This is a genomic window from Pseudomonas sp. CGJS7 (assembly GCF_036961695.1).
On sequence record NZ_JBAMDI010000002.1, the window covers coordinates 22,164 to 39,411 of the forward strand.

10 protein-coding genes are annotated in these 17,248 nt (G+C 64.3%); 4 read left to right on the forward strand and 6 right to left on the reverse strand.

The features are described 5' to 3' along the window. Positions 1-74 precede the first annotated feature (74 nt). From V7787_RS01595 to V7787_RS01610, 4 genes are read right to left on the reverse strand one after another with little or no spacing between them, the layout of a single operon-like run. Positions 75-2,027, reverse strand: coding sequence for an acetyl/propionyl/methylcrotonyl-CoA carboxylase subunit alpha (locus tag V7787_RS01595; protein WP_064491955.1), 1,953 nt, complete (start codon positions 2,025-2,027; stop codon positions 75-77). Next, positions 2,024-2,839: a gamma-carboxygeranoyl-CoA hydratase gene (locus V7787_RS01600; protein ID WP_064491954.1), complete on the reverse strand. Its 816-nt coding sequence runs from the start codon at positions 2,837-2,839 to the stop codon at positions 2,024-2,026. Before V7787_RS01600 ends, V7787_RS01595 begins: the two co-directional genes overlap by 4 nt. 3 nt (positions 2,840-2,842) lie before the next feature. Then, on the reverse strand, positions 2,843-4,450 hold the full coding sequence (locus tag V7787_RS01605) for a carboxyl transferase domain-containing protein (RefSeq protein ID WP_064491953.1): 1,608 nt from the start codon (positions 4,448-4,450) through the stop codon (positions 2,843-2,845). Positions 4,451-4,469: 19 nt separating this feature from the next. Continuing rightward, complete coding sequence (locus V7787_RS01610; RefSeq protein ID WP_003251317.1) at positions 4,470-5,633, reverse strand: isovaleryl-CoA dehydrogenase; 1,164 nt, start codon at positions 5,631-5,633, stop codon at positions 4,470-4,472. A 324-nt stretch (positions 5,634-5,957) separates the two neighbouring features. Here V7787_RS01610 and V7787_RS01615 point away from each other — a divergent pair, with 324 nt between their 5' ends. After that, a complete protein-coding gene (locus tag V7787_RS01615) occupies positions 5,958-7,640 on the forward strand; it encodes an AMP-binding protein (RefSeq protein ID WP_064491952.1) in 1,683 nt (560 codons plus the stop codon). Positions 7,641-7,857: 217 nt separating this feature from the next. Here the strand turns inward: V7787_RS01615 and V7787_RS01620 are convergent, their stop codons facing one another. After that, positions 7,858-8,019 carry a hypothetical protein gene (locus V7787_RS01620; protein ID WP_003251307.1) on the reverse strand — a complete coding sequence of 54 codons (162 nt, stop codon included), beginning with the start codon at positions 8,017-8,019 and terminating at the stop codon, positions 7,858-7,860. Positions 8,020-8,158: 139 nt separating this feature from the next. Between V7787_RS01620 and V7787_RS01625 the strand changes: the two genes are divergently transcribed. From V7787_RS01625 to glgB, 3 genes are all read left to right on the forward strand, one after another. Next, complete coding sequence (locus tag V7787_RS01625) at positions 8,159-10,177, forward strand: alpha-1,4-glucan--maltose-1-phosphate maltosyltransferase (RefSeq protein WP_064491951.1); 2,019 nt, start codon at positions 8,159-8,161, stop codon at positions 10,175-10,177. A 154-nt stretch (positions 10,178-10,331) separates the two neighbouring features. Next, a complete protein-coding gene (gene treS, locus V7787_RS01630; protein ID WP_064491950.1) occupies positions 10,332-13,652 on the forward strand; it encodes a maltose alpha-D-glucosyltransferase in 3,321 nt (1,106 codons plus the stop codon). Then, positions 13,649-15,859: a 1,4-alpha-glucan branching protein GlgB gene (glgB, locus tag V7787_RS01635; protein ID WP_010954852.1), complete on the forward strand. Its 2,211-nt coding sequence runs from the start codon at positions 13,649-13,651 to the stop codon at positions 15,857-15,859. Before treS ends, glgB begins: the two co-directional genes overlap by 4 nt. 197 nt (positions 15,860-16,056) lie before the next feature. On the opposite strand, the gene V7787_RS01640 is transcribed toward glgB, so the two are convergent. After that, the gene (locus V7787_RS01640) at positions 16,057-17,133 is read right to left on the reverse strand and encodes an autotransporter domain-containing protein (RefSeq protein ID WP_064491948.1); all 1,077 of its coding nucleotides are present in this window, start codon (positions 17,131-17,133) and stop codon (positions 16,057-16,059) included. Positions 17,134-17,248: the final 115 nt, after the last annotated feature.

The window sequence follows — 17,248 nt, forward strand, 5'->3', positions numbered from 1 at the left end:
GAACCCGCTCCTACGGGCTGTTGCAGGGGCGGCCTTGTGTTGCGTTAGGGCCGCAAAGCGGCCCTCCGGCACCGTTATTCCACCAGTTCGACCAGCACAGTCCCTTCGCTGACCATATCCCCCTCCAGGCAGAACAGCGCCTTCACCGTGCCGGCATGCGGCGCACGAATGCTGTGCTCCATCTTCATGGCCTCCAGTACCACCAGCGCAGTACCGGCTTCCACCACCTGGCCAGGTTCGACCAGCACCCGCACGATACTGCCGTTCATGGGCGCACCCATCCCACCCTGATGGCTGTGGCTGGCTTCAGCCTCGGCAATCGGGTCGAAAGCTTCGATGGCATGCATTTCACCATCCCAGTGCAGGTACAGCGTGCCACCCCGACGGATTGCCAGATGCTGGCGACGCACGCCGTTCTGGTCATGCACCAACTGCTCACCTTGCAGCTGCCAGGTAGAAGCAGCGCTGCGTTCCAGGGCCACTGCCTGATCTTGCCCAGCGCTCACCAGATGCAAGCTGCTGCGTGCCGGTAGGCCCAAGCGCAGGCCGTTACGCCCGCCCCAAGGTGAATGGCGGTCGTCTTCGCGCTGATGGACCCCCTGGCCCTGCAGCCACGCCTCTGCCGCCGCTTCCCAGAAGGCTGCCGGCAGTGCTTGCGGCGCAGGCAGCAGAACCGCCTGATGACGCGGAATGAAGCCGGTATCCAGCTCCGCCGCAGCAAATGCCGGGTGGGCGAGAATGCGCCGCAGGAAGGCAATGTTGGTTTTCAGCCCGCCAATGGCGAACTCGTCGAGCATGGCCAGCAAGCGCAAGCGCGCCTGCTCGCGGTCTTCGCCCCAGGCAATCAGCTTGCCCAGCATCGGGTCGTAGAACGGCGACACCACATCGCCTTCGCTGACCCCGCTGTCCACCCGCCGGCCTTCGCCAGGCGCCGATTCACGGTACAGCGCCAATTTGCCGGTCGCGGGTAAGAAATCGTTGGCCGGGTCTTCGGCATACAGGCGTACTTCGATGGCATGGCCGATCAGCGGCACCTGTTCCTGTGTGATCGGCAGGGCTTCGCCGCAGGCCACGCGAATTTGCCAGGCAACAAGGTCCAGGCCGGTTATGGCCTCGGTGACCGGGTGTTCCACCTGCAGGCGAGTGTTCATCTCCATGAAGAAGAATTCGCCACGTGCATCAAGCAGAAACTCCACGGTGCCGGCACCCACGTAACCGATAGCCTGAGCGGCACGCACCGCCGCTTCGCCCATGGCCCGGCGCAGTTCGGGCGACAGGCCGGGGGCCGGGGCCTCTTCCACCACCTTCTGGTGGCGGCGCTGAATGGAACAGTCGCGCTCGTTGAGGTACAGGCAGTTGCCGTGCTGGTCGGCGAACACCTGAATCTCCACGTGGCGTGGCTTGAGCACGTACTTTTCCACCAGCATGCGCGCATCGCCGAACGACGACTGTGCCTCACGCTGGGCCGAGGCCAGGGCGTCGGCCAGTTGGCTTTCTTCCTCGACCACTTTCATGCCCTTGCCACCGCCACCAGCGCTGGCCTTGAGCAGCACCGGGTAGCCGATGCGTTCGGCGGCGGCTAGGAAAGTGTCCAGGTCCTGGGCCTCGCCGTGGTAGCCCGGCACCAACGGCACGCCGGCCGCTTCCATCAGTGCCTTGGCTGCCGATTTGCTGCCCATGGCGTCGATGGCGCTGGCCGGTGGGCCGAGGAATATCAGCCCGGCCTGCTCGATGGCGCGGGCGAAACCTGCGTTCTCGGACAGAAAGCCATAACCTGGGTGGATAGCCTGGGCGCCGCTGGCCTTGGCTGCTGCCAGCAGCTTGTCGACCAGCAGGTAGCTTTCGGCGGCCTTGGTGCCACCGAGATCCACGCGGATATCAGCTTCGCGGCTATGCCGGGCGTCACGGTCGGTGGCGCTGTGCACGGCAACAGTGGTCAGGCCCATGGCCTTGGCGGTGCGCATCACCCGGCAGGCGATTTCGCCGCGGTTGGCGACCAGCAGGGTGGTCAAAGCGGGGCGGCTCATCGGCGCGGCTCCTTCTTGTCAACGGTTTGCCAGGCAGGGCGGCGTTTTTCCAGGAAAGCGCGCAGGCCCTCCTGGCCTTCGGCGCTGACGCGGATGCGGGCGATGGTGTTTTCGCAGTACCGGCGCAGGGCCGGGCTGAGTTCGCCGTCGTCCACTTCGCGCAGCAAGTCCTTGGTGGCGCGCAATGCTTGTGGGCTGTTCTGCAGCAGGTTGCTTACCCAGGCTTCGACGTGGTCGTCCAGTTCGCTGGCCGGGTATACCTCGGCCAACAGGCCCAGCTCGCGGGCGCGCACGCCAGTGAAACGCTCGGCGGTGAGGGCGTAGCGGCGCGCGGCGCGTTCGCCAATGGCCTTGACCACGAACGGGCTGATCACCGCCGGGGCCAGGCCGATGCGTACTTCCGACAGGCACAGCTGGGCGTCTTCGGCGCCGATGGCCATGTCGCAACAGCTGATCAGACCCAGCGCGCCGCCGAAGGCTGCGCCTTGCACCACGGCCAGGGTCGGGGCCTTGAGGCGGTGCAGGGCGTACATCAGCTCACCCAGTTCGTGGGCGTCATCCAGGTTGGTGTTGAAGTCCAGTTGTGCCGACTGCTGCATCCAGGCCAGGTCGGCACCGGCGCTGAAGTGCCGGCCACGGCCGCGCAGCAGCACAAAGCGCAGGCTGGCGTCTTCGGCCAACTGGTCGATGGCCACGATCAGCTCGCGGATCATCTGCGCGTTGAAGGCGTTGTTCTTGTCCTCGCGGCTTAACCACAGGGTGGCGAAGCCGCGTGGGTCGCGGATCACTTCGAGGGTGCTGAAATCGCTCATGGGTCACATCCGGAAAATGCCGAAGCGGCTCGGTTCGATCGGCGCGTTCAGCGCGGCAGACAACGCCAGGCCGAGGACGTCTCGGGTCTGTGCCGGGTCGATGACGCCGTCGTCCCACAGGCGGGCACTGGAATAATAGGGGTGGCCCTGACGTTCGTACTGGTCGAGGATCGGCTGCTTGAGCCTGGCCTCATCCTCGGCGCTGAATGGCTGGCCGCTGCGTTCGCTCTGCTCGCGCTTGACCTGGGCCAGCACCCCGGCGGCCTGTTCGGCGCCCATCACGCCAATCCGCGCGTTGGGCCACATCCACAGGAAGCGCGGGTCGTAGGCGCGGCCGCACATGCCGTAGTTGCCGGCGCCAAAGCTGCCGCCGATGATCACTGTGAACTTCGGCACCTGGGCGCAGGCCACGGCGGTGACCAGTTTGGCGCCGTGCTTGGCGATGCCGCCTTCTTCGTATTTCTTGCCGACCATGAAACCGGTGATGTTCTGCAGGAACAGCAAAGGGATGCCGCGCTGGCAGGCCAGTTCGATGAAGTGCGCGCCTTTTTGCGCGGCTTCGGCGAACAGGATGCCGTTGTTGGCCAGGATCGCCACCGGGTAGCCGTGCAGGTGGGCGAAGCCGCACACCAGGGTGGTGCCGAACAGCGCCTTGAATTCATCGAACACCGAGCCATCGACCATGCGGGCGATCACTTCGCGCACGTCGAACGGTTGCTTGGCATCCGCCGGTACCACGCCGTACAGCTCGTCGGCGGCATACAGCGGCGCCACTGGGGCCAATCGCTGCAGCTTGCCGAGCTTGTGCCAGTTGAGGTTGGCTACACTGCGTCGCGCGATGGCCAGGGCGTGTTCGTCGTTGTCGGCATAATGGTCGGCGACGCCGCTGGTGCGGCAATGCACATCGGCGCCGCCGAGGTCTTCGGCGCTCACCACTTCGCCGGTGGCGGCTTTCACCAGCGGCGGGCCGGCGAGGAAGATGGTCGCCTGCTGGCGCACCATGATCGCTTCGTCGGCCATGGCCGGCACGTAGGCGCCGCCAGCGGTGCACGAGCCCATCACCACGGCGATCTGCGGGATGCCTTGTGCGCTCATGTTGGCCTGGTTGAAGAAGATGCGCCCGAAATGCTCGCGGTCGGGGAACACTTCGTCCTGGCGTGGCAAGTTGGCGCCGCCGGAGTCCACCAGATAGATGCACGGCAGGCGGTTCTGCAGGGCGATGGTTTGTGCACGCAGGTGCTTCTTCACCGTCAGCGGGTAGTACGAACCGCCTTTTACCGTGGCGTCGTTGGCCACGATCATGCATTCCACGCCTTCCACGCGGCCGATGCCGGCAATCACGCCCGCCGCTGGCACGTCTTCGCCGTACACCTCATGGGCGGCCAACTGGCCGATTTCGAGGAACGGCGAGCCCGGGTCCAGCAGGCGGTCGATACGCTCGCGCGGCAGCAGTTTGCCACGCGAGGTATGCCGTTCCTGGGCCTTGGGCCCGCCGCCCTGGGCAACCTGGGCGAGCAAGCCGCGCAGGGCCTGGACCTGTTCGAGCATGGCCGCGCTGTTGACGGCAAATTCTGCCGAACGCGGGTTGATCTGGGTGTGCAAGGTAGCCATGTGCGCCCGTCCCTTATGTTCAGCGGGTTTCGTTGAACAGTTCGCGGCCGATCAGCATCCGGCGGATTTCACTGGTGCCGGCACCGATTTCGTACAGCTTGGCGTCGCGCAACAGGCGGCCAGCCGGGAATTCGTTGATATAGCCGTTGCCGCCAAGAATCTGGATCGCCTCCAGGGCCATTTGCGTGGCACGCTCGGCGGTGTACAGGATCACGCCGGCAGCGTCCTTGCGGGTGGTTTCGCCACGGTCGCACGCCTGAGCCACGGCATACAGGTAGGCGCGGCTGGCGTTCAGCTGGGTGTACATGTCGGCAATCTTGCCCTGGATCAGCTGGAACTCGCCGATGCTCTGGCCGAATTGCTTGCGGTCGTGGATATACGGCACCACCAGGTCCATGCAGCTTTGCATGATGCCGGTCGGGCCGCCGGACAGCACCACGCGTTCGTAGTCCAGGCCGCTCATGAGGACGCGCACGCCGCCGTTGAGCTGGCCCAGAATGTTCTCTGCCGGCACTTCCACGCCATCGAAGAACAGCTCGCAGGTGTTGGACCCGCGCATGCCCAGCTTGTCGAACTTGTTGCTGCGGCTGAAGCCTTTCCAGTCACGCTCGACGATGAACGCGGTGATGCCGTGCGCACCCTTGTCCAGGTCGGTCTTGGCGTAAATCACGTAGGTGTTGGCGTCGGGACCGTTGGTGATCCAGGTCTTGCTGCCGTTGAGTACGTAGTGATCGCCGCGTTTTTCTGCGCGCAGCTTCATCGACACCACGTCGGAGCCGGCATTGGGCTCGCTCATGGCCAAGGCGCCGATGTGCTCGCCGCTGATCAGCTTGGGCAGGTACTTGAGCTTCTGCTCGTGGGTGCCGTTGCGGTTGATCTGGTTGACGCACAGGTTGGAATGGGCGCCGTAGGACAGCGCCACCGAGGCGGAGCCACGGCTGATTTCTTCCATCGACACCACATGGGCCAGGTAGCCCAGGCCAGCGCCACCGTACTCTTCCGGTACGGTGATGCCCAGCAGGCCCATGTCACCGAACTTGCGCCACATGTCGGCGGGGAACAGGTTGTCGTGGTCGATCTGCGCGGCACGCGGGGCCAGTTCGGCGGCGACGAAGGTGCGCACCTGGTCGCGGAGCATGTCGATGGTCTCGCCCAGGGCGAAGTTCAGGGAGGGGTAATGCATGCTGGGGCACCTTCTTGTTCTTGGAAATTGGGTAACACCGTAGCTCAAAGGCTAACCGCTGACCCCTGTAGGAGCGGGCTTGCCCGCGAATGCGTCAGCAGGACCACCGTCATTGCCTGGGTGATCGCATTCGCGGGCAAGCCCGCTCCTGCAAGGGTCGGCGTCATGCCGGAGGTTCCGGTATCGTTCATCACCTTTACGTTAACGTAAACCTGCGGGAAGGCACTGTCAATCCACTCGTCACCTTTACGTAAACGTAAATCTGCGCCAGAGTATTCCCGCTTGCTTCAGCCGTGCCCAAAACAACCACAAGAAGGGACACCCATGAGTCAACCGAGCTATACCCGCGGTCGCCAGGACCGACCCTTGCTGACCCAGACCATCGGCCAGGCCTTCGATGCCACCGTGGCCCGCTGTTGCGACAGCGAGGCCCTGGTGTCCCGCCACCAGGGCCTGCGTTACAGCTGGCGGCAGTTGGCTGAACAGGTCGAAATATACGCCCGCGCCCTGATCGCACTGGGCGTGAACACCGGCGACCGTGTTGGCATCTGGTCGCCCAACTGCGCCCAGTGGTGCATCTTGCAGCTGGCCAGTGCCAAGGTCGGCGCCATCCTGGTCAACATCAACCCGGCCTACCGTGTGGGTGAGCTGGAATACGTGTTGCGCCAGTCCGGCTGCCGCTGGCTGGTCTGCGCTGAAGCCTTCAAGACGTCTGATTACCACGCCATGGTGCAGGCGCTGGTGCCTGAGCTTACCAGCGCCCGGCCTGGTGAGCTGGCCAGTGAATGCCTGCCCGAGTTGCGTGGCGTCATCAGCCTGGCCGCCAACCCGCCTGCCGGCTTCCTGCCCTGGCACGCATTGGCCGAGCGGGCAGGGCAGACGTCTGTTGAGGCCTGCACAGCCCGTCAGCAAAGCCTGCAATTCGACCAGCCAGTAAACATCCAGTACACCTCCGGCACCACCGGTGCGCCCAAAGGTGCCACGCTCAGTCACTACAACATCCTCAACAACGGTTTCATGGTGGGTGAAAGCCTTGGCCTGACGGCCCGCGACCGTATGGTGATCCCGGTGCCGCTGTACCATTGCTTCGGCATGGTCATGGCCAACCTCGGCTGCGTCACCCACGGCAGCACCATGATCTACCCCAACGATGCTTTTGACGCCGAACTTACCTTGCGCGCCGTGGCCGAGGAGCGCGCCACCATCCTCTATGGCGTACCGACCATGTTCATCGCCATGCTCGACCACCCGTCCCGTGCCCACATGGACCTGTCGACCCTGCGTAGCGGCATCATGGCCGGCGCTACCTGCCCGATCGAGGTGATGCGCCGGGTCATCGACCAGATGCACATGGCAGAAGTGCAGATCGCCTACGGCATGACCGAAACCAGCCCCGTGTCGCTGCAGACCGGCCCGGACGACGATCTGGAGTTGCGCGTGACCACCGTCGGCCGCACCCAGCCGCAGCTGGAAAACAAACTGGTGGACGCTGACGGCTGCATCGTCGCCCGCGGCGAGATTGGCGAACTGTGCACCCGCGGCTACAGCGTGATGCTTGGCTACTGGGACAACCCCCAGGCCACGGCGGATGCCATCGACCCGGCCGGCTGGATGCATTCGGGTGACCTGGCGGTGATGGACGAGCAGGGCTATGTGCGCATCGTCGGGCGCAACAAGGACATGATCATTCGCGGCGGCGAGAACATTTACCCGCGTGAGCTGGAAGAGTTTTTCTACACCCACCCGGCGGTGGCCGATGCGCAGGTGATCGGCATTCCGTGCAGCCGCTATGGCGAAGAGATCGTCGCCTGGATCAAGCTGCACCCGGGGCACAGCGCCACGGTCGAGGAGCTGCAGGGCTGGTGCAAGGCACGCATTGCCCACTTCAAGGTGCCGCGGTATATCCGTTTTGTCGACGAGTACCCGATGACCGTGACCGGCAAGGTGCAGAAGTTCCGCATGCGCGAGATCAGTGTGGCGGAGATTGCGGCTGCATCTGCGGGTTGATGTGCGGGCGCGGCCGGCCTCTTCGCGGGTAAACCCGCTCCTACACAGGGGCAGCGCCGCATTCAAGGCCGGCACGGTCCCTGGTAGGAGCGGGTTTACCCGCGAAGAGGCCGGCCCGATCAATGCAAGATCTTCACCTTGCCAAGCACCCGGTCATCCTCAACCTTTCAATGAAGCAGCGGAGATCAGCTGTTCACGCTGGTGCCGTGGTCTACCCTTAAGCCTTCACCGGTGGCTCCTGGCTCGGCGGGTCGCCCACTGTCGGCGGCACGGTCGGCTTGATCGGCAGCTCGTCCGGGTCTTCTTCCGGTACGGGTGGCGGCAAGCTCGGGTCGTCGATATTGGGATCGGGTGTCTCCGGTGGAATGGGAATGTTCATGGCCTGACCTCGCGTGGGTGGGTGAAGAGGTGCTGTAGGCTCTGACCGCTGGCAGCTGCCGTTCGCTCAATTATTTTGAACCCCCCGCCTGTGCCCGGCTCTGAACCCTTACCGCCACCAGCCTGAGGGAGCAAGGTCGATGTCACGAAACGAGCCCTTTGAAAGCGTGCCCATGGCGAACGATCACCCGGACCAGGCCATTAGCCTGGCCCAGGCGCTGTTGGCGCCACGCATCGTGATCGAAGACACCCAACCCGTGCTCGACGCCGGCAGCTTCGCCGCCAAGGCCGTCAGCGGCCAGCCTGTGGCCGTCAGCACCAAGGCCTACAGCGACGGCCACGACCGCCTGGCGGTGATGCTCAACTGGCGCCAGGCCCACAGCCGGCGCTGGCATTGCGTACCGATGCAGTCGGCGGGCAACGACCTGTGGCAGGCCGAATTCACCCCCACCGAGCTGGGCCCGCACCGGTTCAGTATCGAGGCCTGGATCGACCCGTTTGCCACCTATTGCCACGATCTGGAGAAGAAGTACCACGCCGGCGTCGAGGTAAAACTGGAACTGGAAGAAGGCCGCTTGATGCTGGGCAAAGGCATCGAGCTGTGCAGCGGCGCCCTGCGCGAGGAGCTCGAGGCTGTGCAGAGTCGCCTGGCCACGCTCAGTACCGATGATCAGGTGGCCGTGTTTCTCGACCCGACCACCGCCCGCCTGATGGGCGAAGCCGAACACCGCAGCTACCTGACCCGCAGCCCTGATTTCCCCCTTGATGTCGACCGCCCGGCCGCATTGTTCGCCAGCTGGTACGAGCTGTTCCCGCGCTCGATTACCGAAGACCCGCAGCGTCACGGCACCTTCAACGACGTGCACGAACGGCTGCCGATGATCCGCGACATGGGCTTCGACGTCCTGTACTTCCCGCCCATCCACCCCATCGGCATGCAGCATCGCAAGGGCCGCAACAACGCCCTCAAGGCCGAGCCGGGCGACCCGGGCAGCCCTTATGCCATTGGCAGCCCGGAGGGCGGCCACGAGGCGATTCACCCGCAACTGGGCAGCCGCGATGACTTCCGTCGACTGGTGGCGGCGGCGGCGGAACACGGCCTGGAAATCGCCCTCGATTTCGCCATCCAGTGCTCTCAGGACCACCCCTGGCTCAAGGAGCACCCGGGCTGGTTCAGCTGGCGCCCGGACGGCACCATCCGCTACGCCGAAAACCCGCCGAAAAAGTACCAGGACATCGTCAACGTCGATTTCTACGCCCCAGAGGCCGTGCCTTCGCTGTGGCTCGCCCTGCGCGATGTGGTGGTCGGCTGGGTCGAGGAGGGCGTCAAGACCTTCCGTGTCGACAACCCGCACACCAAGCCGTTGCCGTTCTGGCAATGGCTGATCGCCAATGTGCGCAGCCAGCACCCCGACGTCATCTTCCTCGCCGAAGCCTTTACCAAGCCGGCGATGATGGCGCGCCTGGGCAAGGTCGGCTACGCACAGAGCTATACCTATTTCACCTGGCGCAACCACAAGCAGGAGCTGCGCGAATATTTCGAGCAGCTCAATCAGCCGCCGTGGAGCCAGTGCTACCGGCCCAACTTCTTCGTCAATACCCCGGATATCAACCCGTTTTTCCTGCACACCTCAGGTCGTGCAGGTTTCCTGATCCGTGCCGCGCTGGCGACCATGGGCTCAGGCTTGTGGGGCATGTATTCGGGCTTCGAGCTGTGCGAGGGCACGCCGTTGCCGGGCAAGGAGGAGTACCTGGATTCGGAGAAGTACGAAATCCGCCCACGCGATTTCACCCAGCCCGGCAACATCATCGCCGAGATCGCCCAGCTCAACCGAATTCGCCGGCAGAACCGCGCCTTGCAAACCCACCTGGGCGTGGCCTTCTTCAATTGCTGGAACGACAACATCCTGTACTTCGCAAAGCGTACGCCCGAGCGGGACAACTACATCCTGGTGGCCGTCAGCCTCGACCCGCACAACGCCCAGGAGGCGCACTTCGAGTTGCCCCTGTGGGAGTTGGGGCTGGACGACAACGCCGAAACCCAGGGTGAAGACCTGATGAACGGCCACCGCTGGTCGTGGTACGGCAAGACCCAATGGATGCGCATAGAGCCCTGGCACCTGCCGTTCGGCATCTGGCGCATCGAAAAAGCCGGGTAAAACCGGTCTGTAGCCTTTTCCCCTGTGGGAGCGGGCATGCCCGCGAACACCGGCAGAGCCGGTGCCAAGCACCGCGGTGGCTGATTCGCGGGCCCGCCCGCTCCCACAGCGATGGTGCAAGAAGGGGCAAACATGCAATTGAAAGGAGTCGCACATGGCCAAGCGTTCCCGCCCGGCAGCCTTCATCGACGACCCGCTGTGGTACAAGGACGCCGTCATCTACCAGCTGCACATCAAGTCGTTCTTCGACTCGAACAATGACGGCATCGGCGACTTCGCCGGGCTGATCAGCAAGCTCGATTATATCGCTGAGCTGGGCGTCAACACCCTGTGGCTGCTGCCGTTCTATCCCTCGCCACGCCGTGACGACGGCTACGACATCGCCGAATACAAGGCCGTGCACCCCGACTACGGCAGCATGGCCGACGCCCGCCGTTTCATCGCCGAGGCCCACAAGCGCGGCCTGCGGGTGATCACCGAGCTGGTCATCAACCACACCAGCGACCAGCACCCGTGGTTCCAGCGCGCCCGCCACGCCAAGCGCGGCAGCAAGGCGCGCGAGTTCTACGTGTGGTCGGACGACGACCAGAAGTACGACGGCACGCGCATCATCTTCCTCGACACCGAAAAGTCCAACTGGACCTGGGACCCGGTCGCCGGCCAGTACTTCTGGCACCGGTTCTACTCCCACCAGCCGGACCTCAACTTCGACAACCCGCAGGTGCTCAAGGCGGTGATCGGCGTCATGCGCTTCTGGCTGGACCTGGGTGTAGATGGCCTGCGGCTGGACGCGATCCCTTACCTGATCGAGCGCGACGGCACCAACAACGAAAACCTCGTCGAAACCCACGACGTGCTCAAGGCGATCCGCGCCGAGATCGACGCCAATTACCCCGATCGCATGCTGCTGGCCGAAGCCAACCAGTGGCCTGAAGACACGCGTCCGTACTTCGGCGAAGGCGACGGCGACGAGTGCCATATGGCCTTCCACTTTCCGTTGATGCCGCGCATGTACATGGCCCTGGCCATGGAAGACCGCTTCCCGATCACCGATATCCTGCGCCAGACCCCGGAAATCCCGGCCAACTGCCAGTGGGCGATCTTTTTGCGCAACCATGATGAACTGACCCTGGAAATGGTCACCGACCGCGAGCGCGATTACCTGTGGAACTATTACGCCGAAGATCGCCGCGCGCGCATCAACCTGGGCATTCGCCGGCGCCTGGCGCCCCTGCTGCAGCGTGACCGTCGGCGCATAGAGCTGCTGACCAGCCTGCTATTGTCGATGCCGGGCACGCCAACCCTGTATTACGGCGACGAACTGGGCATGGGCGACAATATCTATCTGGGTGACCGCGATGGCGTTCGCACACCCATGCAGTGGTCGCCAGACCGCAACGGCGGTTTTTCCCGCGCCGACCCGCAGCGCCTGGTGCTGCCGCCGATCATGGACCCGCTCTACGGTTACCAGACCGTCAACGTCGAGGCGCAAAGCCACGACCCGCATTCGCTGCTGAACTGGACCCGGCGCATGCTGGCGGTGCGCAAGCAGCAGAAGGCCTTTGGTCGCGGCAGCCTGCGCACCCTCACGCCCAGCAACCGGCGCATCCTTGCCTATATCCGCGAGTACACCGACGCCGACGGCAATACCGAGGTCATCCTCTGCGTGGCCAACGTGTCCCGCGCCGCCCAGGCTGCCGAACTCGAATTGTCACAATACGCCGACAAAGTACCGGTGGAGATGCTTGGCGGCAGCGCGTTCCCGCCAATCGGCCAACTGCCGTTTCTGCTGACCTTGCCACCTTATGCGTTCTACTGGTTCCTGCTGGCCAGCCGCGATCGCATGCCCAGCTGGCACATCCAGCCCACCGAGGGGTTACCCGAATTGACCACATTGGTACTGCGCAAGCGCATGGAAGAACTGCTGCAAGCCCCCGCAAGCGATACGCTGCAAAGCACCATCCTGCCGCAGTACCTGCCCAAGCGCCGCTGGTTCGCCGGCAAGGAAGGGCCGATCGATGCCGTGCGCCTGTGCTACGGCGTGCGTTTCGGCACCGCCACCACGCCGGTGTTGCTCAGCGAAATCGAGGTACTCAGCGACGGCACGGCCACCCGCTACCAGCTGCCGTTCGGCCTGCTGCGTGAGGAGCAGATCCATACCGCGCTGCCGCAGCAGCTGGCGTTGTCGCGGGTGCGCCGTGCCCACCAGGTTGGCTTGATCACAGACGCCTTCGTCCTCGAGCCGTTCATTCACGCCGTGATACAAGCCTGCCAGGATGGCCTGCGTCTGCCGTGTGGCGACGCTGAGGGTGAATTGCGCTTCGAATGCACAGAGCAGCTGGCCGGCCTGGCGCTCGACGAGGAGAGCGAAGTGCGCTACCTCAGCGCCGAGCAGTCCAACAGCTCGGTGGTCATCGGCGACCGCGTGGTGCTCAAGCTGATCCGCCGGGTCAACCCGGGTATCCATCCAGAGCTGGAAATGAGTGCCTACCTGACCGCCGCCGGCTTTGCCAATATCTCGCCGCTGCTGGCCTGGGTCAGCCGGGTGGACGAGCAACACGCGCCGCACCTGCTGATGATTGCCCAGGGTTATCTGAGTAACCAGGGCGATGCCTGGGGTTGGACCCAGAACACGCTGGAAAGGGCCATCCGCGACCAGATGGAGCCCACCCGCAACGACACCGAAGCGCACACTGACGCATTGGCCGAACTCAGCGGCTTTGCGGCCTTGCTTGGCCAGCGCCTGGGCGAGATGCACCTTCTGCTGGCCGCACCCACCGAAGACCCGGCCTTCCAGCCGCGCCCCAGCGATGCGCAGGACAGCGAGCGCTGGCGTGCACAGATCAGCGCCGAACTGACCCACGCCCTCGACCTGCTGGCCCAGCATCGCGACACGCTGGACGGCGACAGCCAGGCCTTGGTCGACGACCTGCAGCAACAGCGTGACGGCCTGGCACAGCACATCGACAACCTCGCCGAGCAGGCTCAGGGTGGCCTGCTGATGCGTGTGCACGGCGACCTGCATCTGGGCCAGGTGCTGGTGGTGCAGGGGGATGCCTACCTCATCGATTTTGAAGGCGAACCCGCCCGGCCCCTTGAAGAGCGCCGGGCAAAACACAGCCCCTACAAGGATGTCAGCGGCGTGCTGCGATCCTTCGACTATGCTGCTGCGATGATCTTGCGCAGCGCGTCTGCGGTGGACCTTTCCGAGCCGGCGCGGCAAGCCCGGCAGCGGGTTGCCCGGCAGTACCTGCACCAGTCCCGGCATGCCTTTGTCGAAGCCTATGGCCTGGCCACTGCCGCCATGCCCCACGCGTGGCAGCACGCCGAGGGCGAGCGCGCGGCGCTGGAGCTGTTCTGCCTGGAAAAAGCCGCCTACGAGATCACATACGAAGCCGAAAACCGTCCGAGCTGGCTGGCCGTGCCTTTGCATGGTCTGCATGGACTGATCAGTACCTGGGGAGAGTCAGAATGAACGTTACAACGCGTGAAAACGGTGGCCTTCGGCAACGGGACCTCGACGCCCTGGCCCGCGCCGAACACGCCGATCCTTTTGCGGTACTCGGCCCCCACGGCGACGGCGCAGGCGGGCAGGTGGTCCGCGCCTTTCTGCCCAATGCCCTGAAAGTGCGCATTCAGGCCCGGGATGACGGGCGGGTGCTTGCCGAAATGGAGCAGGGCAGCCTGCCCGGTTTGTTCAGCGCGCACCTCGATAAGGCACAGCCCTATCAGCTTCACATCGTCTGGGCCGGCGGCGAGCAGGTTACCGAAGACCCCTACAGCTTCGGCCCGCAATTGGGAGACATGGACCTTCACTTGTTCGCGGAAGGCAATCACCGCGATTTGTCCGGGCGCTTCGGTGCCCAGCCAACTCAGGTCGATGGCATCGACGGCGTGTGTTTCTCGGTCTGGGCGCCGAATGCCCGGCGGGTGTCGGTGGTGGGTGATTTCAACAACTGGGATGGTCGCCGCCACCCCATGCGCCTGCGGCACGGCGCGGGGGTGTGGGAGCTGTTCATTCCGCGTCTGGGCGTGGGCGAAACCTACAAGTTCGAAGTACTCGGCAAGGACGGCATACTGCCGCTGAAGGCCGACCCGCTGGCCCGTGCCACCGAGCTGCCGCCGAGCACGGCATCCAAGGTAGCCGGTGAACTCAGTCACGCCTGGCAGGACCATGACTGGATGGCACAACGTGCCCAGCGCCATGCCTACAACGCGCCGTTGTCGATCTACGAGCTGCACCCAGGGTCATGGCGCTGCGAGCTGGACGAAGCGGGGGAAATCGGGCGTTTCTACAATTGGCGGGAACTGGCCGAGCGGCTGGTGCCCTATGTGCAGGAACTGGGCTTTACCCACATCGAACTGCTGCCGATCATGGAGCACCCGTTCGGCGGCTCCTGGGGCTATCAACCACTGTCGATGTTCGCGCCCACCTCGCGCTACGGCAGTGCCGAAGATTTCGCCGCGTTCATCGACGCCTGCCACCAAGGGGGCATCGGTGTGCTGCTGGACTGGGTGCCTGCGCATTTCCCCACTGACGAACATGGCCTGGCGCGTTTCGACGGCACGGCCCTGTACGAATACGACAACCCACTGGAAGGCTACCACCAGGACTGGAACACGCTGATCTACAACCTCGGCCGCAACGAGGTACGCGGCTTCATGATGGCCTCGGCGCTGCACTGGTTGAAGCACTTCCACATCGACGGCCTGCGCGTCGATGCGGTGGCCTCGATGCTGTACCGCGACTACTCGCGCAAGGCCGGCGAATGGGTACCCAACCGCCACGGCGGGCGTGAGAACCTGGAAGCCATCGACTTCATCCGCCACCTCAACGGCGTGGCTGCCCACGAGGCCCCGGGTGCGCTGATCATCGCCGAGGAGTCCACCGCCTGGCCCGGGGTCAGCCAACCTACCCAACAGGGCGGCCTGGGTTTTGCCTACAAGTGGAACATGGGCTGGATGCACGACACCCTGCACTACATCCAGAACGACCCGGTGCACCGCACCTACCACCACAACGAGATGAGCTTCGGGCTGATCTATGCCTATTCCGAGCACTTCATCCTGCCCATTTCCCATGATGAAGTGGTACACGGCAAGCACTCGCTGATCGACAAGATGCCCGGCGACCGCTGGCAGAAGTTCGCCAACCTGCGCGCCTACCTCACCTTCATGTGGGCACACCCGGGCAAGAAGCTGCTGTTCATGGGCTGCGAGTTCGGCCAGTGGCGTGAGTGGAACCACGACGCCGAACTGGACTGGTACCTGCTGCAGTATCCCGAGCACCAGGGTGTGCAGCGCCTGGTGGGCGACCTCAACCGCTTGTACCGCGAAGAGCCGGCGTTGCACGAGCAGGATTGCCAGCCGCAGGGTTTCCAGTGGTTGATCGGTGACGACGCGCAGAACAGCGTGTACGCCTGGCTGCGCTGGAGCAGCAGCGGCGAGCCGGTGCTGGTGGTGGCCAACTTCACCCCGGTACCCCGAGAGGGCTACCGCATTGGCGTGCCGTTCGGCGAGCGTTGGCAGGAGCTGCTGAACAGTGATGCCGAGCTGTATGCCGGGTCGAATGTCGGCAATCTCGGGGCGGTGGCCAGTGACGAAGTGGCCAGCCACGGGCAGCCATTATCGCTGGCCCTGAACCTGCCGCCGCTGGGGGTGTTGATCATGAAGCCCGCCTGATCGGTTGACCGCACTGGCCTTTTCGCCTGTAGGAGCGGGTTTACCCGCGAATCCGGTAGCGGCGGCAACCGTGAATGGCCTTTGGAAATTGGCCGGCAGGCCCGGCCCTTCCGCGGGTGAACCCGCTCCTACGCAGCTACCGCACCCGGCGGTGGCCCGTGTAGGAGCGGGTTTACCCGCGAAGAGGCCGGCCCTGCCTACCACCGCATCCGCACCCCAAGGCTGCCAATCAGCCCGTTCAGGTCATTGTCATCCACATCACTGCTGTAATCGGCGCTGACGAACAACGCCACCGAAGGCGTCACCCGCGCCACCAGCCCCAAGCCCAACTCCACCGTGGTCGAATAGCGCGAGCTGGAGATCTTGTCGACCTGGTCCAGCTTCACCTCATCGGCATTGCTGAAGTCATACCACACGTTGGTCCGCACATAGGGTTCGATGGGCATGCCGCGCACTTCGTAGCGCCCGGACAACTTGGCACCGACCCGGCCGCTCCAGCTCGGCTGGCTGTCGAAGGCTTGCAGGGTCTCCTCCTGCACCTGGTTGCCAGGGAAGAACTGCTGGTTGATCAACTGTGCCTGGGGCTCGATGACCCAGTTGCCACTCAGGCGGATCGGGTAACCGCCCTCTACCGAGAAGGTCATTGCGTGGCCACTGTCGTCCAGGCGCTGGCCGTTTTCGCCACGGCCCATCACGTCGATCCGCGAGCCCATGGCCACGGCATCCAGATGCCAACCCTGTTCATGGGTCATGCTCCAGTACACCCCCAGGCTTTCACCGCTCAAGTTCACCGCTTTGCGCTGCTTGTCGCCCAGCAGAGGGCGCGCGCCTTTGAAGCTGCTTTGCAGGTTGTTGTGCCCCACGAAAATCCCTGCGCGGTGCACATCGCCCGCTGCAGTTTCACGCACGAACAGGTCCGGGCCGATCATCAGTTGCTGGCTGGGCGCCTCCAGCTGTGCTGGGGGCAGCGCGCGGCCGCGCGCACTGGTGGGGAAGAACTGCGCCCACTGACTGGCAATCAGGTCCGGTGCCGGCTGCTGGTGGCGTTCGCTCATCTGCTGCGAAAACGCATTGAGGGTGCCGAGACTCAACCCACTGGCACTGAGCGGGTCGAGCGACAGTTGCGCCGCCACGGGTTGCTGCAGATAGCCGGGGGAAGTGGGGTCACCCTGCAGTTCGTACGCGATCGTTTCCACTGGGGTTGCCAGAAGCAGCGACGTGGAAACCGCGTAGAAAATGCTGTCGAAGCGCGAGGGGTTCGAGGTGCTTTTCATGGCGGATCTCCTTTGTTTTTGTGGTGCAGCCCGAGAACCTGGCCTGTTGTCACGAGCTGTACGGCAAAAACAGTGGGCGACCCAAACCAGCACGCCAGTTATCGCAAGCGCGCAC